This window comes from Pseudomonas sp. IPO3774, assembly GCF_013386835.1.
Lineage (GTDB): Bacteria > Pseudomonadota > Gammaproteobacteria > Pseudomonadales > Pseudomonadaceae > Aquipseudomonas.
In genome coordinates this window covers 66,739-79,668 of the sequence record NZ_JACAQY010000023.1, presented here as the reverse complement: position 1 = coordinate 79,668, position 12,930 = coordinate 66,739, and the positions used below count along the sequence as shown (strand labels likewise).

Sequence of the window (12,930 nt, the reverse complement as noted above, 5' to 3'; positions counted from 1 at the left end):
TGTAAGAGCGGAACCATAGGCCGCCGTTACCCAAATAACGGATATGCCCCCTCAAATCCCCCGCAACGCCAACATCGCCAGATACAGCAGCACCAGCCCACACGCCCCATAGCTAACCCTCTGCCACATGGGCGAAGCATTCCGCCGCAGCAAATTGACCAACCCCGCAATCAAAAAACACGACAACACCGAAGCCAGCATAAACCCCGCAAAAAACATCAACGTCTGCCCATGGCTAGGCGCCGCCCCGACTATCCCCGATAACGCACTCCCCAGCGCCCCCCAATAGACAATGTTCTTCGGATTGGCCAGGGAAATCGCCGCCCCCACCACCAGCGCATTCTGCCCGGACCTGGCCGGCGCACTCCCGGCCTCTGGCAAGCGCCAGGCATCCATCAGGCTGCGAATCCCGAGCCAGGCCAGATACAGCCCACAAACGGCCGTCAGCGGCACCCGCACCGACTCATGCTGGATCAACAACGCCATGCCCGTAAGCCCGATCACTGCCCACACGGCATCGCCCACCAGCGAACCGATCTGCACCAACAGCGCAGGGGTAAACCCATGCAGCAGCCCACGGCGCAGCGTCTCCGCCAGCACCGCCCCCGGCGACAGGCAAAACACAAACCCAAACACCAGCGCCGAAAAAAAGATCGTCAACATGCCTGCCTTCCTTCAAGTGATGGCCGGCATTTTAGGGAAGGGTGTGTAAGTCGTCTTGAACCAGATTGCGCTTTTCAGCCCTTGAGCACGCGTTGATAGCGCCCCGGTGTGATCCCGTAGGCCGCCCGGAAATGCCGATTCAGATGGCTCTGGTCAGCAAACCCCAAGGCATGGGCAACCTGCGACGCCGCAACGCCTGAGCGCAACAGCCCCTTGGCGCGCCGGGTACGCAGTTGCATCGCCCACTGGCGTGGACTCAGCCCGGTTTCTTTCTGAAAAGCCCGCAGCAGATGGAATTTCGACAGGCCCAACTCGTCACCAAGGGTCTCGAGTGCCACCGCCTGGTGCAGGTTTTCAGCCAGCAATTCCTGGGCCTTGATCACCAACCCGCGTCCCACCGCAGTGCTGCCAGGCAAGCGGACGCCGCTGCAACCGACGACTTCGCCGAGCAGCACCACCAGGGCTTCCTCACTCAGCTCCCGGGCCAGCGGATCGACACTCAACGCACCTTCAATCGCCCCGGCGAGTTTCATCGCCAACGCCGGCTGGAAGCACAGCGAACGGTCGAACTCCAGGTGCGCCAGACCCAGATCAGCCGCCAATTGCTCGGCAGTCGCATACAAGCTGACAAACCGCCACGGCTGCCCTTCGGCCGCGCCGCCGCCTTGAATCTGCCCCGGGTTGTACAGGGTGATGCTGCCGGGGCCGGCCTCGAAGGTGCGACGATCCAGCCACACCTGTTCCTCGCCGAGCAGGTTGACGCCGATCACGCATTCATCATGGCTGTGGCGGGCAAATGTCAGGCCGGTGCAGGCGGTGCTGCTGACTTCGTAGTTGCCCAGCCAGGCGTGCTGCATGGAACTCATTGAGGGGGCTCGCTGTGACCGTTGCCCGCGAGCATACGCCGGAAAAGGGCTTCAGATCGACTACTCGCCCGGCTCTTCGGTTACAGCGTGGCGATGCGATCAAGCTCGGCCTTGATTTCGATGGGGCTGAGGCTGGCGAACGGAATCTCGAAAAAAGCCCGGCAGCGTCGTTCAATGATTTTCAGGGTGGCGCGGAACGCGGCGTCGACTTGGGCTTCATCGCCTTGAACATCCGACGGATCCTCCAATCCCCAATGCGCCTTGAGCGCCGGGCCGAAATACACCGGGCAAGCTTCTCCGGCAGCCTTGTCGCATACGGTGACGACGATGTCTGGCGGGCTGCCTTCAAAGGCGTCGTTGCCCTTGCTGTACAAGCCTTCGGTGCTGATGCCGGCGGCTTTCAGCGTGGTCAGGCTGCGTGGCAGCACCTGGCCCTTGGGGAAGCTCCCGGAGCTGATGGCCTGGAAACCGTCCGGCGCCAGATGGTTGAACAAGGCTTCCGAAAGAATGCTGCGGCAGCTGTTGGCGGTGCACATGAACAGGACTTTCATCAAGCGAACTCCGTCAGAAACTCAGGCGCAAGGCCAGGGCGGCGAGGGTGATCAACAGTACCGGCAGGGTCAGCACGATCCCGACCTTGAAGTAGTAACCCCAGGTGATGGTGATGCCTTTGCGTGCCAGGATGTGCAGCCAGAGCAAGGTCGCCAGGCTGCCGATAGGGGTGATTTTGGGGCCGAGGTCGCTGCCGATCACGTTGGCGTAGATCATCGCGTCCTTGACCACGCCCACGGCGTGGCTGGCCTCGATGGAGAGCGCGCCGATCAGCACGGTTGGCAGGTTGTTCATCGCCGAAGACAGCAGCGCGGTGAGTACACCGGTGCCCAAGGCCGCGCCCCATACGCCATAGCTTGCGAAGGTGTCGAGCCAGGTCGCGAGGTAGTCGGTCAGCCCGGCGTTACGCAGGCCGTAGACCACCAGGTACATGCCCAGGGAGAAAATCACGATCTGCCAGGGCGCTTCCTTCAGCACCTTGCGGGTGGAGATTTTGTGGCCCTTGGCGGCGATCACCAGCAGTAATATGGCGCAGGCGGCAGAAATTGCGCTGATGGGAATGCCCAGCGGTTCCAGGGCAAAGCAGCCCACCAGCAGGATGCCCAGCACCCACCAGCCGGCGCGGAAAGTGGCGCGGTCGTGGATCGCACTGGCAGGGTCGTCGAGGTCGGCCGGGTCGTAGGTTTGCGGAATGTCCCGGCGGAAAAACCACAGCAATACGGCGAGGGTCGCGGCGACGCTCACCAGGTTCACCGGCACCATCACTGCGGCGTATTCGTTGAAGCCGATCTTGAAATAGTCGGCCGAGACGATGTTCACCAGGTTGGAGACTACCAGCGGCAGGCTCGCGGTGTCGGCGATAAACCCGGCGCCCATGACGAACGCCAGGGTGGCCGCCGGAGAAAAGCGCAACGCCAACAGCATCGACATCACGATGGGCGTGAGGATCAGCGCCGCGCCGTCGTTGGCGAACAAAGCCGATACCAGCGCGCCCAGCAGCACCATGTACGCGAACAGTCGCCGACCGCGCCCACGGCCCCAGCGCGCCACATGCAAGGCAGCCCAGGCGAAGAAGCCCGCCTCATCCAGCAGCAGGCTGATGACGATCAGCGCGACGAAGGTCCCGGTGGCGTTCCAGATGATGTGCCACACCACCGGGATGTCGGCCAGGCTGATAACCCCACAGGCCAGGGCCAGGATCGCGCCCATCGTGGCGCTCCAGCCCACGCCCAGGCCCTTGGGCTGCCAGATGACCAGGATGATGGTGAACAGAAAGATAGCAACGGCAACAAGCATGAAAAGCTCTCCGCAGGATCAGCAGCAGGCGCTGGCCCGTTGTGGTCGGTCACCCATGGTTTCCAGACGCTGGGCGTCTGTTTTTAACCAGGCTTGGTTGGCTTGCAGGGTGGTGTCGAGCACTGCCGTCACCCACTCCGGCAAGGCCGGGTTGAGGCGGTAATAAATCCACTGGCCCTGGCGACGGTCCAGCAGCAACCCGCAACTGCGCAGTTGCGCCAGGTGGCGGGAGATTTTCGGCTGGCTGTCGTCCAGAGCATGGATCAATTCGCACACGCAAAGTTCGCCTTCACGCAGGATCAACAACGTCAGCCTGGCGCGGGTGGCGTCGGCCAGGCATTTGAAGACGTTGGGCGGGGAGAAAAGATCTGACATGGTCAGTGCCTTGATACATATGGAAATACGAATATACGGATATCCATATATATTGGTCAAACCTTGTTTCGATTGACCTGCGTCAAGTGCCCGACAATCGATGACAAGTGGTTGAAATTAAACTGAAACACAAATGTCCTAAAGTGCCTGCCCATTGGTAATGAAGGAAGAAAACGTGTGACCCGTGCCACTCGCAACCTGCGCAAGACCCTGGATTCCGTCGCGGACAATAACGAAACCGCGGCCTTTGACCTGATGCGCGCCGTCGAAAAGCTCAGCGATGAAGTGCTGCGCCAGCGCCTGCTCAATACCATCCACCGGCTCAACCAGGACGCCCACGAACTGCGCGAAGCCCGGGACGCGGTGGAGCGGGTGTCGGTCAAACTGGCTTGAGCACGATCGTTCAAGACAATCCCTGATACCGCTGGCATGCTTGTCGACTGACTGTCGATGAGCTTGTTGTGTATGCCTAACGCTCTGCCTCTGAACGCCTTTTCCCGTGGCGCGATTGCGATCATTCCATTGTCCCTGGCGTGTGCGCCGTGGGGATTGCTGGCCGGTTCGACTGCAATTGATGCCCAATTCACGCCGCTGGAAGCCCAGGGGCTGTCGACCATCGTGTTTGCCGGTGCCGCACAATTGGTGGCCATCGGTATGGTCAAGAGCGGCGCCAGCCTGATTTCGATCCTGCTGACCACCTTGCTGCTGACCTCCCAGCATTTGCTCTACGGCATGCACATGCGTCCCACGCTGTCGCCGCTCAAACCACGGTGGCGCATGAGCCTGGGCTTTTTGCTGACCGACGAATTCTTCGCCCTGGTCAGCCAGTACGACCGCCAGACCTTCAATCGCTGGTACGCCCTGGGCGTCGGCCTGACGTTCTATATCATCTGGAACGTCTTTACCTTCGCCGGCATCGTGCTCGGCAAAAGCATTCCCGGGCTGGATCAACTGGGCCTGGAATTCTCGATTGCCGCGACCTTTATCGCCCTGATCACCCCGGTAGTGCGCGACGTGCCGACCATTGTCTGCGTAGCCGTGTCGTTGCTGTGCTCGGTTTGGCTGAGCTACCTGCACTGGGAGTCGGCGGTGGTGGTGTCCGGTGTGTTGGGGATGAGCGCAGGGTTTGCCTGCAAGCGGCTGGGAGTAGGGCAACAATGATCTTCGTGATGATTTTTGGCATGGGCCTGATCGTGTTTCTTAACCGCTACCTGTTTCTCGAGCCGCGCCTGCCGGTGCGCCTCAATCGCGGGGCGCGGGAGTTTCTCGGGTTTGCCGTACCGGGGATGCTCACCGCCATCTGCGGCCCGATCATTTTCCTGGCTGATCACAAGCTCAACCTGAGTGTGGGCAACCCCTACCTGCTGGCCGGAATCAGCGCCGTGGCGTTGATGTTCTGGACCCGCAGCGTGCTGATCACCGTGTTGCTGAGCATGGCGCTGTTCTATCTGTTCCGCTGGCTGCTCTGACCAACAAACTCCTGCTACGGGGGGAGCAAAACCAAGGCAAAAAAAAGCCTGCGGGAGGGCAGGCTGGAAGGGAGACTTCTTAAAAATGAGCCTGCCGACTATAGGCGGCGAGGCCTTCCTTCACAGTGAAACAAAGTTCATGAATCTGTCAGCTATTCGATAACCGGGGCGGCGGCTTTCTTGTTGGCTTTCGCCTCGGCCGCCAGGCATTCCAGGGCAAACTGCTCGGTGTAGGTCATCTGGATCGGGGTGCTTTCGCCCTTCACGGTGCGCTCGCCGTCAAGGATGTAGCGGATGCGCTTGTCGGTCACGCCGATGCGTTTGGCGATCCACGAAGGCGTCTGGCCGATGCGGCTGATCAGCTTGTCGGCGTAGTCGGTGGAGGGGTTGTAGCGCTCGGCATTGGGTGTCATGGGGTTTCCGGGTAAAAGCGGGTTCGTAAGTAGGCGGCAGGGTGACGCAATAATCCTTCGGTGTCGCCTGCTAATGGTACAGTCGCGTTTTTTCCAAGGAAGCTTCGGTATGCGGATGGTGGTAATTGGCGCTTTGGTCCTGGCATCGCTGGCCGGTTGCGCGGGCTCGAAGATGAAAGAGGCGCGTACCGGCGCGCCCTACAAAACCCTGGCCTCGGACAAGGCTCCGCTGGTGGTTGCCCAGTGCATCCAGTTCGGCTGGCAGGATGAAGCGGTGTTCGGGGTGGATGCCGGTGGTTTCATGGAGCCTGCACAGGCTGGTGGCTTCACCATCTACACCACGGCAGGTGACTATTTTGTCGACGTGCGCAGTGCCGGCGCCGGCGCCTCCGTCAACTATTACGCGGCCCAGGATGACTATCCGGCCAAGCGCCGCCTGGCGGCACTGGCGACCTGCCTGTAATCCATTCCGTTAGAAAAGTTCAGAAATGCCCTGCGGACAGTCCCGCAGGCATTGTTTTAGTATTTTCCCGCTCACCCGGCGTGACGGCTCTTTACCGGTACAGGGATGTCGAGGCCGGAGCGTCGGGAGGGCAACTGTTTTCTAGCGGGGCATGTACCCCAGGTGCCAGCGCCGCGGAATCTTCAGCGACACCAGCCCCAACAGCGCCGACAGCACCCCGCTGACCAGCAGCGCACGAATCCCCATGTGGTGCTCCAGCAACGCACCGATCACCGCACCCACAAACATCCCGGCCCACGGGATCAGTTGCACGCGCCAGCCGTTGCGGCGTTCACCGAGCATCCAGCGGCCCAGCCCGCGACCAAAGCGTGACAGCGCCCCGGTGACATAGGTAAGCCCCACGGGCAACCCGTTCACTTCTTCGACGGCGGCATTCAGCATGCCCATGGCGATGATCGCTGCCAGCAACGCCGGCAATTGATCGGCGAACGGCCAGGCCGCAGCCCCGCACAGCAGGGTGGCGATGCACAGCAACAGGGGCAGGGCGTGGCGCCGGCTGACGCGGCTGACCATCACGCCCAGCGCATTCCCGGCGATAAACGTCGCCACCAGCAACGTCAGGCGCCCGGTAAGGCCCAGGTCGCCTTCGCTGATCGCCACGGCGAGGCGCGTGGTGTTGCCGCTCATGAACGACACAAAATCCCCGCTGGCCATGAAACCAATTGCATCGGTCATGCCCGCCAGCACGGAAAGGCTCGCCACCAGCAGCAACCCGACACGCCCGCGCCATTTGTGGCGATGCAGCAAGGCGGCGTTGGTGTAGGGCTTCAGGGATGAAGGCAGCATGGGGCCGGGTTCCTCGGTGAGATTATCCGGCCACTACCGTAGGGCGCTTCGTGCTCCGCTGCAATGACTTGGCACACTTACAGGCGTTCGGCCAGTTGTTCCAGAAACATCGCCAGCCCGACTTCCTCGGCTTTCAAGCCTTTGCGCACTCGGGGCTTGGGCAGCTTCGCCAGTTCGCCCAGGCTGAAATGCTCCAGCACCGCCGGGTGGATGTAGCACTTGCGGCACACCGCCGGCGTGTTGCCCAGTTGCTTGGCAACGTTCTTGACCATCTCCACCACATGTGTCCTGGCGTCGGATTCCGGCTGCCACTCAAGCTCGCGCAGCACTGCCAGCGCCAGGGCGCTGCCGGCCCAGGTGCGGTAGTCCTTGGCGGTAAAATCCGCGCCGGTCAGGGTGTGCAGGTAGGCATTCACATCGGTGGAGCTGACGGTATGGCGCTCGCCGTTCTCGTCCAGGTACTGGAACAGGTTCTGCCCCGGCAACTCCAGGCAACGCTTGATCACCGTGGCCAGGCGCCGGTCCTTGACGCTGATCTGGTGCTCGATGCCGCTCTTGCCGCGAAACTGGAACAGGATCTCACTGCCCTTGATATCCACATGGCGGGTGCGCAGGGTGGTCAGGCCGTAGGAGCGGTTGTCGCGGGCATATTGGGTATTGCCGACGCGGATCAGGGTGGCGTCGAGCAGCAGCACCACCGTGGCCAGGACCTTTTCCCGATTGAACCCTGGCGCCTCGATCTGTGCTTCCAACTGTTTGCGCAACTTGGGCAGCGCGCTGCCGAACTGTTGCAGCCGGGAATACTTGTCGGTGTCGCGCACCTCGCGCCAGCGCGGGTGGTAGCGGTACTGCTTGCGCCCCCGGGCATCCCGCCCGGTGGCCTGTAGATGGCCGCGCGGGTCGGCGCAGATCCACACATCGGTATACGCCGGCGGCACTGCGAGGGCGTTGATGCGCTTGATTTCGTCGGCATCGGTTATGCGTGTGCCGTCGGCCTTGAAGTACTGGAATTTGCCCCGCAGCTTTTTCCGGGACAGGCCGGGCTGGGTATCGTCGACGTAATGCAGGTCGCGGGGCAGGTCGGCAAGCAACGCAGGATCGGGCATGGCGCAAATTCCTTGGCAGGTATTTCTGATTGACCGCAGGGTTTTGCGGTCGTGCCAACAAGTTTGCTCCCCCATAGCAGCTGTCGGGCAGTCAGGCCAGTACCGCCACCGCCTTGATTTGCGCCCACAGCGTCTGGCCGGGATGCAGCTGCAACTGGTCCCGCGAGTAACGGGTGATGCGCGCCAGCAGCGGCGTGCCGGCCGCGTCCAGGCTCACCAGCACATGGGCGGTGTTGTCGGCAGGGATTTCCTGGGTCACCGTCACCGGCAGGCGATTGAGGATGCTGCTGTGTTCCTCGGCCTGCAGGCTCAAGCTGACGTCCCGCGCCTGGATCTTGAAACGCAACGGTTTGCCCAGCGCCAATGGTGCATGGGCCACGCGCATCTGCAATTGGCTCGCGGGCAATTGCAGGGTGAGCAACTGGTAATGCTCGTCGTAGGCGCTGACGGTGCCGTTGATCACCACGCCGGCGTCGTCGCCCAGGGCCATGGGCAGGTCAAGCCGGGCCAGGGTTTCGCCGATGGGGCCGCTGGCCAGGGCCTTGCCGTCACTGAGCAACACGATGTGATCAGCCAGGCGCGCCACTTCGTCCTGGGCATGGCTGACGTACAGCACCGGAATCTCCAGTTCATCATGCAGGCGTTCGAGATACGGCAGGATCTCGCTTTTGCGTTTGCTGTCCAGCGCGGCCAACGGTTCATCCATCAGCAACAGGCTCGGGCTGGTGAGCAGGGCGCGGGCGATGCCGATGCGCTGGCGCTCACCGCCGGAAAGGTGCTGCGGATGGCGCTCCAGCAGGTGGCCGATGCCCAATAGTTCGGTGGCGTGGCTCATCTCCACCCGGCGTTGCTGGCGCGGGATGCGCTTGAGGCCGAACTCCAGGTTGGCCAGTACCGACAAATGCGGGAACAGGCTGGCTTCTTGAAACACGTAACCCAGGGCGCGTTTGTGGGGTGGCACGAACAGTCCTTTGCGGCTGTCTTGCCAGACCTCGTCGTTGATCTGCACGAAACCCTCTTCAGCCCGCTCCAGCCCGGCGATGCAACGCAGGCAGGTGGTCTTGCCGGAGCCGGAATGGCCGTACAGCGCCGTCACCCCGCGACCGGGCAGGTGCAGGTCGACATCCAAGGCAAACCCGGAATACTTCAGTTGCAGGCGTACCTCGATCATCGACATCAGCTCCAGCCCGCCTTGGTTTTACGGCTGGAGTAGAGCGCCAGCAACACCAGGAAAGAAAACACCACCATGGACCCGGCCAGCCAGTGGGCCTGGGCATATTCCATGGCTTCGACGTGGTCGTAGATCTGCACCGAGACGACCCGGGTCTTGTTGGGAATATTGCCGCCGATCATCAGTACCACGCCGAACTCGCCGACGGTGTGGGCAAAACCGAGAATCGACGCGGTGATAAACCCCGGGCGCGCCAGGGGCAGGATCACCGTGAAAAAGGTGTCCCAGGGATTGGCCCGCAAGGTCGCGGCCACTTCCAGTGGGCGAGTGCCAATGGCGGAGAAGGCGTTTTGCAACGGCTGCACCACGAACGGCATCGAATAGATCACCGAGCCAATCACCAGCCCGGCGAAGCTGAAGGTCAGGGTGCCCAGGCCCAGCCATTGGGTGAACTGGCCGAAGTAGCCGTTGGGGCCCATGGTCAACAGCAGGTAGAAGCCGATCACCGTGGGTGGCAACACCAACGGCAAGGCCACCACCGCGCCAATGGGGCCGCGCCACCACGAGCGGGTGCGCGACAGCCAGAGGGCTATCGGAGTGCCGATGATCAGCAGGATGACCGTGGTCAGCGATGCCAGTTTCAGGGTCAACCAGATCGCGGAAAAATCGGCACTCGACAGCGGCATTTACAGCTCGTAACCGTAGGACTTGATCACCGCGGCGGCTTTCGGACCCTTGAGGTATTCAACCAGGGCCTTGGCGGCGGCGCTGTCCTTGCCCTTGTTGAGGATTACCGCGTCCTGCTTGATCGGGTCATGCATCGACGACGGCACGATCCAGGCCGAACCGCTGGTGACTTTGCCGTCCTTGTAGATCTGCGACAGCGCTACAAAACCCAGTTCGGCGTTGCCGGTGGAGACGAATTGATAGGCCTGGGTGATGTTCTGGCCTTCAACGAGCTTGTCCTTGACCTTCTCGGTCAGGCCTTCCTTCGCCAGCACCTGGGTGGCGGCCAGGCCATAAGGCGCGGCTTTCGGGTTGGCGATGGACAGGTGCTGGAACTGGTTTTTCTTCAGCACTTCGCCCTTGGCATCGACGTAGCCTTCCTTGGCCGACCATAGCGCCAGGGTGCCGACCGCGTAGGTGAAGCGCGAGCCCTTGACGGTGTCGCCCTCGGCTTCGAGCTTCTGCGGGGTGGTGTCGTCGGCGCTGAGGAACACTTCAAACGGCGCGCCGTTCTTGATCTGGGTGTAGAACTGGCCGGTAGCGCCGTAAGCAGCGACCAGTTTATGGCCGGTGTCTTTTTCAAAGTCGGCGGCAATCGCCTGGATCGGTGCGGTGAAGTTGGCAGCCACGGCCACCTGTACTTCATCGGCATTCGCCGAGGAGAAGCCAAACGCGGCGATCAGGGTAGCGAGGGCCGTGGGGGCCAGGCGTGAGGCGCGAATCATCATCAAGAAGCTCCTTGGGGTTTGCGGCTTGTTAGGCAGAGGGGGGCTACCGCTATGTATGGGAATATATAGCGGTTGGCCACTGCCGGTACAGCGCAAAGTTGTCCCGGGAGTTCAGGTTCAGCGTCGGCCGAGTTTTTCCAGGGTTTGCGCGGCCAGTTCGAGCGTCAGGTCATAGCTGGAGATGTCTTTGCCGAGGCGCAGCGCCTGGCCCGACCACAAGTTGCTGAAGCCGGCTTCGTCCTTGGCCTTGAGCGGCATCAACGCACCGCCGGACAGCGGGAACGCCGGCGCCGTGGGGTTGATCGCGCCCAACTCACGCATTACGCGGTTGATGATGCCCCGCGCCGGGCGCCCGGTGAACAGGTTGGTCAGCGCGGTTTCACTGGCCTGGGCAGTGCGCAAGGCGTGGTGGTGTGACTTCGAGACGGTGGCCTCGGGGGTAAACAGGTACGCGGTGCCAATCTGCACCGCTGACGCGCCAAGGGCGAAGGCCGCGACAATGCCCCTGGCATCCCCGATGCCGCCGGCCGCAATCACCGGCACGCGCACGGCATCGACAACCTGTGGCACCAGGGCCATGGTGCCGATCTGGCTATTCAGGTCGTCGCTGAGGAACATCCCGCGATGGCCACCGGCTTCGCTGCCCATGGCGATGATTGCATCGCAGCCGTGCTGTTCCAGCCAGATGGCTTCTTCGACGGTGGTAGCCGACGACAGCACTTTCGCCCCGGTGGCCTTGACCCGGTCCAGCAGGGATTTTTCCGGCAGGCCGAAGTGAAAGCTCACCACTTCCGGGCGGAATTCTTCCACCACTTCACAGGCGGCGTTGTTGAACGGTGCGCGGTTGGAGACGGGCGTCGGCGCGTCAAAATCGGCGCCCAGCTCGCGGTAGTAGGTTTCCAGCAGGTTCTTCCACTGAAGGTCGCGGTGAGCATCCGGCGTCGGTGGCTGATGGCAGAAGAAATTTACGTTCAGCGGCCGCGAACTGGCCTGGCGAATCGTGGTGAGTGCTTCGCGCAGTTGCTCGATGCTGAGCGCCGCCGCCGGCATTGAACCGAGGGCGCCGGCCTGATTGGCCGCAATCACCATAGCCGTGCTCGTGGCATTGGCCATGGGCGCCTGAATGATCGGTAACTCGATGCCCAGCAGGTCAAGAATTCGGGTGTCTGGCCAGGTGCTCATGGGACGCTTCTCCAACGGTGGAATGCTGTTCCGTCGTTTTAGCAGGGCCAGGCAGCACCAGGCCAGTCTGTATTATTCACTGGACGAATCCAGTGTTTCATGGGCGGTTATCAGTTGATGGCGTCGCCCAGTACTGCATGAATCCGTTGGGCAATGTGCGCGGCGTGGGTTTCCAGGGCGAAGTGGCCGGTGTCGAGTAATTCCACCACGGCGTTGGGGTTGTCGCCTTTGTAGGCATGGGCGCCCGGCGGGATGAAGAAGGGATCGTTCTGGCCCCAGATCACCAGCGCCGGCACTTGCGTGGCCTTGAAAAACGCCTGGAACGCCGGGTACAGCGTCAGGTTGTTGCGGTAGTCGAGGAACAGGTCCAACTGGATCTCGTCATTGCCGGGACGCTGCATCAGGAGCACGTCGAGCATGTAGGACTCCGGCGCCACCAGCTCCGGTTGCGACACGCCATGCAGGTACTGATAACGCGTGCCTTCCAGGCTGATGACCGCGTTGCGGATCACCTCGCGATTGGCCTGGCTCGGCTCGGCCCAGTAGGCCCGGATCGGATCCCAGGCGTCACCCAAACCTTCCAGGTAAGCATTGCCGTTTTGCGATATCAGCGCGCTGACCCGTTCCGGGTGGGCCACGGCGAGGCGCAGGCCCACCGGTGCGCCGTAGTCGAACACATAGAGGGCATAGCGACTGAGGTTCAGGGCGTCGACGAAGTGGCCAACGGTGATCGCCAGGTTATCGAAGCTGTAGTGGTAATTACGTTCGGCGGGGACTTCAGTGAAGCCGAAGCCTGGCAAGTCCGGGGCGATGATCCGGTAACGGGTGGCAAGCAGCGGGATCAGGTCACGGTACATATGGGACGAACTGGGAAAGCCATGCAGCAGCAACAACACCGGCGCGGAGGGGTCGCCGGCTTCACGGTAGAAAATGCGCACACCATCGGCATCAACGTGCTGATAGCGAACAACCGGGGCTGAAATCGACATGATCGTAGTCCTCTTTGTAACTGGTTAAATTGATTTGTTGGGTTACTGGTTTTGCAGGCTGCACTTGAAAATGTAACCTGTCAAA

At 61.9% G+C, this 12,930-nt stretch carries 17 protein-coding genes; 4 read left to right on the top strand and 13 right to left on the bottom strand.

The features are described from left to right. Positions 1-51 precede the first annotated feature (51 nt). From HYE77_RS15590 to HYE77_RS15570, 5 genes are all read right to left on the bottom strand, one after another. Positions 52-663 (bottom strand): LysE family transporter, encoded by a 612-nt coding sequence (locus tag HYE77_RS15590; RefSeq protein WP_177068959.1) that lies wholly within the window; start codon positions 661-663, stop codon positions 52-54. A 74-nt stretch (positions 664-737) separates the two neighbouring features. Beyond that, entirely contained in the window at positions 738-1,529 is a 792-nt protein-coding gene (locus HYE77_RS15585; RefSeq protein WP_023658815.1) for an AraC family transcriptional regulator, read from the bottom strand. 80 nt (positions 1,530-1,609) lie between these two features. Further along, positions 1,610-2,080 carry an arsenate reductase ArsC gene (locus tag HYE77_RS15580; protein WP_003212606.1) on the bottom strand — a complete coding sequence of 157 codons (471 nt, stop codon included), beginning with the start codon at positions 2,078-2,080 and terminating at the stop codon, positions 1,610-1,612. Positions 2,081-2,093: 13 nt separating this feature from the next. Then, positions 2,094-3,377 (bottom strand): arsenic transporter, encoded by a 1,284-nt coding sequence (locus tag HYE77_RS15575; protein ID WP_003212605.1) that lies wholly within the window; start codon positions 3,375-3,377, stop codon positions 2,094-2,096. Positions 3,378-3,395: 18 nt separating this feature from the next. Beyond that, a complete protein-coding gene (locus HYE77_RS15570; RefSeq protein WP_003212604.1) occupies positions 3,396-3,752 on the bottom strand; it encodes a metalloregulator ArsR/SmtB family transcription factor in 357 nt (118 codons plus the stop codon). 177 nt (positions 3,753-3,929) lie between these two features. Between HYE77_RS15570 and HYE77_RS15565 the strand changes: the two genes are divergently transcribed. From HYE77_RS15565 to HYE77_RS15555, 3 genes are all read left to right on the top strand, one after another. Further along, positions 3,930-4,145 (top strand): hypothetical protein, encoded by a 216-nt coding sequence (locus HYE77_RS15565; protein WP_003212603.1) that lies wholly within the window; start codon positions 3,930-3,932, stop codon positions 4,143-4,145. 72 nt (positions 4,146-4,217) lie between these two features. Further along, positions 4,218-4,913 carry an AzlC family ABC transporter permease gene (locus HYE77_RS15560; protein WP_003212602.1) on the top strand — a complete coding sequence of 232 codons (696 nt, stop codon included), beginning with the start codon at positions 4,218-4,220 and terminating at the stop codon, positions 4,911-4,913. Beyond that, the gene (locus HYE77_RS15555) at positions 4,910-5,221 is read left to right on the top strand and encodes an AzlD domain-containing protein (RefSeq protein ID WP_008432487.1); all 312 of its coding nucleotides are present in this window, start codon (positions 4,910-4,912) and stop codon (positions 5,219-5,221) included. The genes HYE77_RS15560 and HYE77_RS15555 overlap by 4 nt, the downstream gene beginning before the upstream one ends. Positions 5,222-5,373: 152 nt before the next feature. Here HYE77_RS15555 and HYE77_RS15550 read toward each other — a convergent pair whose 3' ends face one another. Beyond that, entirely contained in the window at positions 5,374-5,634 is a 261-nt protein-coding gene (locus tag HYE77_RS15550; protein WP_003212600.1) for a hypothetical protein, read from the bottom strand. Between the two features lie 109 nt (positions 5,635-5,743). On the opposite strand from HYE77_RS15550, the gene HYE77_RS15545 reads away from it, so the two are divergent. After that, positions 5,744-6,097, top strand: a complete 354-nt coding sequence (locus HYE77_RS15545) for a hypothetical protein (protein ID WP_087693907.1) — start codon at positions 5,744-5,746, stop codon at positions 6,095-6,097. 141 nt (positions 6,098-6,238) lie between these two features. Here the strand turns inward: HYE77_RS15545 and HYE77_RS15540 are convergent, their stop codons facing one another. The 7 genes from HYE77_RS15540 to HYE77_RS15510 form a co-directional block, all read right to left on the bottom strand. Next, complete coding sequence (locus tag HYE77_RS15540; RefSeq protein WP_003212598.1) at positions 6,239-6,943, bottom strand: YoaK family protein; 705 nt, start codon at positions 6,941-6,943, stop codon at positions 6,239-6,241. Between the two features lie 77 nt (positions 6,944-7,020). Next, positions 7,021-8,049 carry a DNA topoisomerase IB gene (locus HYE77_RS15535; protein WP_177068958.1) on the bottom strand — a complete coding sequence of 343 codons (1,029 nt, stop codon included), beginning with the start codon at positions 8,047-8,049 and terminating at the stop codon, positions 7,021-7,023. A gap of 91 nt (positions 8,050-8,140) precedes the next feature. Continuing rightward, positions 8,141-9,226: a molybdenum ABC transporter ATP-binding protein gene (gene modC / locus HYE77_RS15530; RefSeq protein WP_177068957.1), complete on the bottom strand. Its 1,086-nt coding sequence runs from the start codon at positions 9,224-9,226 to the stop codon at positions 8,141-8,143. Then, on the bottom strand, positions 9,226-9,906 hold the full coding sequence (modB, locus tag HYE77_RS15525) for a molybdate ABC transporter permease subunit (RefSeq protein WP_003212595.1): 681 nt from the start codon (positions 9,904-9,906) through the stop codon (positions 9,226-9,228). The genes modC and modB overlap by 1 nt, the downstream gene beginning before the upstream one ends. After that, positions 9,907-10,674 (bottom strand): molybdate ABC transporter substrate-binding protein, encoded by a 768-nt coding sequence (modA, locus tag HYE77_RS15520; protein ID WP_003212594.1) that lies wholly within the window; start codon positions 10,672-10,674, stop codon positions 9,907-9,909. 117 nt (positions 10,675-10,791) lie between these two features. Further along, positions 10,792-11,856, bottom strand: coding sequence for a nitronate monooxygenase family protein (locus HYE77_RS15515; RefSeq protein ID WP_003212593.1), 1,065 nt, complete (start codon positions 11,854-11,856; stop codon positions 10,792-10,794). A 110-nt stretch (positions 11,857-11,966) separates the two neighbouring features. Continuing rightward, positions 11,967-12,845 (bottom strand): alpha/beta fold hydrolase, encoded by an 879-nt coding sequence (locus HYE77_RS15510; RefSeq protein WP_102604916.1) that lies wholly within the window; start codon positions 12,843-12,845, stop codon positions 11,967-11,969. Between the last annotated feature and the right edge of the window lie 85 nt (positions 12,846-12,930).

What these genes read in the sequence shown, in the direction of transcription:
- HYE77_RS15590 (WP_177068959.1), bottom strand. Translation starts at nt 663, where the DNA reads ATGTTGACGATCTTTTTTTCGGCGCTGGTGTTTGGGTTTGTGTTTTGC.
- HYE77_RS15585 (WP_023658815.1), bottom strand. Translation starts at nt 1,529, where the DNA reads ATGAGTTCCATGCAGCACGCCTGGCTGGGCAACTACGAAGTCAGCAGC.
- HYE77_RS15580 (WP_003212606.1), bottom strand. Translation starts at nt 2,080, where the DNA reads ATGAAAGTCCTGTTCATGTGCACCGCCAACAGCTGCCGCAGCATTCTT.
- HYE77_RS15575 (WP_003212605.1), bottom strand. Translation starts at nt 3,377, where the DNA reads ATGCTTGTTGCCGTTGCTATCTTTCTGTTCACCATCATCCTGGTCATC.
- HYE77_RS15570 (WP_003212604.1), bottom strand. Translation starts at nt 3,752, where the DNA reads ATGTCAGATCTTTTCTCCCCGCCCAACGTCTTCAAATGCCTGGCCGAC.
- HYE77_RS15560 (WP_003212602.1), top strand. Translation starts at nt 4,218, where the DNA reads ATGCCTAACGCTCTGCCTCTGAACGCCTTTTCCCGTGGCGCGATTGCG.
- HYE77_RS15555 (WP_008432487.1), top strand. Translation starts at nt 4,910, where the DNA reads ATGATCTTCGTGATGATTTTTGGCATGGGCCTGATCGTGTTTCTTAAC.
- HYE77_RS15550 (WP_003212600.1), bottom strand. Translation starts at nt 5,634, where the DNA reads ATGACACCCAATGCCGAGCGCTACAACCCCTCCACCGACTACGCCGAC.
- HYE77_RS15545 (WP_087693907.1), top strand. Translation starts at nt 5,744, where the DNA reads ATGCGGATGGTGGTAATTGGCGCTTTGGTCCTGGCATCGCTGGCCGGT.
- HYE77_RS15540 (WP_003212598.1), bottom strand. Translation starts at nt 6,943, where the DNA reads ATGCTGCCTTCATCCCTGAAGCCCTACACCAACGCCGCCTTGCTGCAT.
- HYE77_RS15535 (WP_177068958.1), bottom strand. Translation starts at nt 8,049, where the DNA reads ATGCCCGATCCTGCGTTGCTTGCCGACCTGCCCCGCGACCTGCATTAC.
- modC (WP_177068957.1), bottom strand. Translation starts at nt 9,226, where the DNA reads ATGTCGATGATCGAGGTACGCCTGCAACTGAAGTATTCCGGGTTTGCC.
- modB (WP_003212595.1), bottom strand. Translation starts at nt 9,906, where the DNA reads ATGCCGCTGTCGAGTGCCGATTTTTCCGCGATCTGGTTGACCCTGAAA.
- modA (WP_003212594.1), bottom strand. Translation starts at nt 10,674, where the DNA reads ATGATGATTCGCGCCTCACGCCTGGCCCCCACGGCCCTCGCTACCCTG.
- HYE77_RS15515 (WP_003212593.1), bottom strand. Translation starts at nt 11,856, where the DNA reads ATGAGCACCTGGCCAGACACCCGAATTCTTGACCTGCTGGGCATCGAG.
- HYE77_RS15510 (WP_102604916.1), bottom strand. Translation starts at nt 12,845, where the DNA reads ATGTCGATTTCAGCCCCGGTTGTTCGCTATCAGCACGTTGATGCCGAT.